2 protein-coding genes and 2 pseudogenes are annotated in these 3,422 nt (G+C 67.8%); all 4 read right to left on the reverse strand.

Annotation, left to right across the window (positions count from 1 at the left end):
• Positions 1–328, reverse strand: a pseudogene (locus JOZ00_RS11845) (adenylate/guanylate cyclase domain-containing protein); the annotation flags it as partial.
• Positions 329–398: 70 nt separating this feature from the next.
• A complete protein-coding gene (gene groL, locus JOZ00_RS11850) occupies positions 399–2,024 on the reverse strand; it encodes a chaperonin GroEL (protein ID WP_293344039.1) in 1,626 nt (541 codons plus the stop codon).
• An 89-nt stretch (positions 2,025–2,113) separates the two neighbouring features.
• Complete coding sequence (gene groES, locus JOZ00_RS11855) at positions 2,114–2,416, reverse strand: co-chaperone GroES (protein ID WP_077078386.1); 303 nt, start codon at positions 2,414–2,416, stop codon at positions 2,114–2,116.
• Between the two features lie 340 nt (positions 2,417–2,756).
• Positions 2,757–3,422 (reverse strand): annotated as a pseudogene (locus JOZ00_RS11860) (tRNA (adenosine(37)-N6)-threonylcarbamoyltransferase complex transferase subunit TsaD); the annotation flags it as partial.

Consider the following 3,422-nt stretch of genomic DNA (forward strand, 5'->3'; position numbering starts at 1 on the left):
CGCCGACGACAGTTCGGACGACTGTCCGACGACCGTAGATATAAGTGGACTCCAGCGCTCTCGCCGGATCGACATTGTCACCCGCGGCCCATCGCTCGACGAGTCGCATCCCGTCGAGACCGGGAAGGACTACCAGGTACGCAAGCACTAGACCGGCGACGACGGTGTAGGCGGCTACCTCGACCTGTCGATCGGAATGCTCATAGGCGAGCACAACAAGTGACCATAGGAGGTAGAGCGGCAGCAACGCGGCGAAGGTGAACACGAAGCACACCCACGAATACCTCGCGCCGTGTCGATCCCACGCCCACTGCCAGAAGCGGTCCATGCCGCGAGTAAACGCCAGCAATGAAGCGAAAATGCCCCGACCAGTTGGCCGGGGCATTTTCGTTCAGCAACTAGTGATGGTGGTGATGACCATGGCCGTGACCGTGGTCGTCGGCCTCGTCGGCGGGCTTGTCGACGACGGCCGTCTCGGTGGTCAGCACCATCCGGGCCACCGACGCGGCGTTGAGCACCGCGGACCGCGTCACCTTGACCGGGTCGACGACACCTTGCTTGATCAGGTCGCCGTACTCGAGCGTGGCCGCGTTGAGGCCCTGCCCGGCCGGCAGGTCGCCGACCTTGTGCACCACGACCGCGCCATCGAGCCCGGCGTTGGCTGCGATCCAGTACAGAGGAGCCGCCAGCGCGTCGGAGAACACGCCGACACCCGCGGCCTGGTCGCCCTTCAGCGACGCGCGCAGCTCCGCCAGCGCCGAGCGGGCTCCGATGAGTGCCGACCCACCGCCCGCGACGATGCCCTCTTCCACGGCGGCCTTCGCCGCCGCGACGGCATCCTCGACGCTTTCCTTGCGTTCCTTGAGCGCGGTCTCGGTAGCCGCGCCCACCTTGATGACGGCCACGCCGCCGGCGAGCTTGGCCAACCGCTCCTGCAGCTTCTCGCGGTCCCAGTCGGAGTCGCTGTTCTCGATCTCGCCCCGCAACTGCTTGATGCGGCTGGCAACGGCATCCTTCGCGCCGCCGCCGTCGACGATGATCGTGTCGTCCTTGCTGACCACGACGCGGCGGGCCGAGCCCAGCACGTCGGTCCCGACCTCGCGCAGCACCAGGCCGGCGTCGGGGTTGATCACCTGGCCGCCGGTGACGACCGCCAGGTCGTCCAGGAACGCCTTGCGGCGGTCACCGAAGAACGGCGCCTTGACCGCAACTGCCTTCAGCGTCTTGCGGATCGAGTTGACGACCAGCGTCGCCAGGGCCTCGCCCTCGATGTCCTCGGCGATGATCAGCAGCGGCTTGCCCGACTCGGCGATCTTCTCCAGCAGGGGCAGCAGGTCCGGCAGCGAGCTGATCTTCTCCTGGTGCAGCAGGATCACCGGGTCGTCGAGAACGGCTTGCTGCGAGTCGAAGTCGGTGACGAAGTATGCCGACAGGAAACCCTTGTCGAAACCGACGCCCTCGGTGAACTCGAGCTCGGTGCTCAGCCCCGAGGATTCCTCGACACTGACCACGCCGTCGGTGCCCACCTTGCTCATAGCCTCGCCGACCAGCTCGCCGAGCTGTTGGTCACGCGAGGACACGGTCGCCACCTGCCCGATCGCTTTCTTGCCGGACACCGGGGTGGCCGACGCCAGCAGCGCCTCGGACACCGCGTCGGCGGCCTTGCTGATACCGACGCCCAGCTCGATGGGGTTGGCGCCGGCCGCGACGAGTCGCAGGCCGCCCTTGACCAACGCCTGCGCCAGCACGGTCGCGGTCGTGGTGCCGTCGCCCGCGACGTCGTTGGTCTTGGTGGCCACCGACTTCACCAGCTGGGCGCCCAGGTTCTCGAAGGGGTCTTCCAGGTCGATCTCACGCGCGACGGTCACGCCGTCGTTGGTGACCGTCGGGCCGCCGAATGCCTTGGCCAGCACCACGTGCCGGCCGCGCGGGCCCAGGGTCACGCGCACAGCGTCGGCGAGCGCGTTCACGCCGGCTTCGATGGCGCGGCGCGCGGTCTCGTCGTACTCAATCTGCTTGCTCATCAGGTTCCTTTAAGAGGGGCGATAACGCATGCCGCCCCGGAAATCACCCGTGATTGAACACGGGGATTGCCGGGGCGGAACACGCTTGCTTACTTGGATACGACAGCCAGCACGTCGCGTGCCGACAGGATCAGGTATTCCTCACCGTTGTACTTGATCTCGGTGCCGCCGTACTTGCTGTAGATGACGGTGTCACCCTCCGAGACGTCGACCGGGATCCGCTTCGCGCCATCCTCGTCCCACCGGCCGGGGCCGACTGCGACGACGGTGCCCTCCTGGGGCTTCTCCTTGGCGGTGTCAGGAATGACCAGACCGGACGCGGTCGTGGTCTCGGCCTCGTTGGCCTGCACGAGAATCTTGTCCTCGAGTGGCTTGATCTTCACCTTCGCCACGATTGGAGCCTCCACTAGTTAGTTCGGGTCCGGGGCCTTCGCCCCGGACTGGTGTAGATCCCGGGTCCGGGGCGTGCGCCCCGGCCGGAGTTGGCGGCCGGTCCGGGGCTCGCCCCGAACCTTCCGAATTATCAGGTGGTCGGCATCCGTCCGTGCCCGAGCGCCGTCGTCGCGGGTGCCGACACAGGGCTTGGCCGATTGCCACCTAGCACTCTATACACGCGAGTGCTAGCACTCAAGGGCGCCCCGTTGCCGAAGCAAAACCACAGGCAGACGCCATGGCGCTTCGCTTGAACGGGATCACGCCGGAGCTTTTGATCGTCGCGTATGAGTCCAGCGCTCAGGGCAGCTGCCCGTGCACCACCGGCAGGCCGGGGTCACTGGGCACGTCCAGCGGCGACTTCGGCGCGCCGGCGGCCACCAGGTGCGCGGCGAACGAGGCGATCATCGCCCCGTTGTCGGTGCACAACCGGGGCTTGGGGATGCGCAGCGTCAGGCCCGCGGCCGCACAACGCTGCGCCGCCAGCTCCCGCAATCGCGAATTCGCGGCCACTCCGCCGGCGATCAGCAGCGTCGAAACGCCGAGCCCGGTCGCCGCACGCACCGCCTTCATCGTCAGTACGTCGGCGACGGCCTCTTGGAAGCCGGCCGCGATGTCGGCGTTGACCGCATCCGGGTGGCTTTCCAGATACCGCGCCACGGCGGTCTTCAGGCCCGAGAAGCTGAACGCATACGGGTCGTCGGCGGGACCGGTCATGCCGCGCGGAAACGCGATGGCGTTGCGGTCGCCGGTGCGGGCCAGCTCGTCGAGCACCCTGCCGCCCGGGTAGCCCAGCCCCAGCAGTCGCGCCACCTTGTCGTAGGCCTCGCCGGCGGCATCGTCGACGGTGCTGCCCAGCTCGATCATCGGTTCGCCGAGGGACCGCACATGCAGCAGGTGGGTGTGTCCGCCGGACACCAGCAGCGCCACGCATTCGGGCAGCGGCCCGTGTTCGTAGACGTCGGC

Origin of the sequence: Mycobacterium sp. (assembly GCF_019243155.1) — a bacterium.
GTDB lineage: Bacteria > Actinomycetota > Actinomycetes > Mycobacteriales > Mycobacteriaceae > Mycobacterium.